The organism is Sulfitobacter sediminilitoris (assembly GCF_010667575.1).
GTDB classification, from domain to species: domain Bacteria; phylum Pseudomonadota; class Alphaproteobacteria; order Rhodobacterales; family Rhodobacteraceae; genus Sulfitobacter; species Sulfitobacter sediminilitoris.
The window spans coordinates 1-602 of record NZ_JAABNT010000091.1; the positions used below are offsets into that span (position 1 = coordinate 1).

The 602-nt window shown below is 57.3% G+C and carries 1 pseudogene; it reads left to right on the forward strand.

Annotated features, from left to right (window positions below):
• Positions 1-63 precede the first annotated feature (63 nt).
• Positions 64-602 (forward strand): annotated as a pseudogene (locus GV827_RS23255) (transposase); the annotation flags it as partial.

Below are 602 nucleotides of genomic sequence, written 5' to 3' on the forward strand. Positions count from 1 at the left end.
TGGACCTGTCACGGTTTGATGCCGCTCCTTTGATAGCATTTATTGCAGCAAAGGAGACGAACTATGGGAACGAAACGGACGGACGAATTCCGCGCTGATGCGGTGCGGATCGCGCTGACGAGCGGGCTGACACGCAGGCAGGTTGCTTCAGATTTGGGTGTTGGCCTGTCGACGCTGAACAAATGGGTGACGGCACATCGGGACACTGATGTGGTGTCGGACAAGGAGCTGGACCTTGCCCGCGAAAATGAACGGCTTCGACGGGAGAACCGCATTCTCAAGGAGGAGAGGGATATCCTAAAAAAGGCCACGGCCTTCTTCGCGAGCCAAAAGCCATGAGGTTTAGGTTCATCGAAGAGCATGGCCGCGATTTCCCGACCAACCGCCTTTGCCAGGTTCTGGATGTCAGCGAACGAGGCTTACGTGCCTATCGCAGCCGTCCGGCCAGTCAAAGGCAGCGGACAGATATGGTCGTGCTGGCTCATATCAAGGAACAGTCTCGTCTCAGCCTGGGCAGCTACGGCCGTCCACGAATGACTGAAGAGCTGAAGGAGCTCGGTCTGAACATCGGCCACCGCCGCGTTGGTAGGCTGATGCGTGAG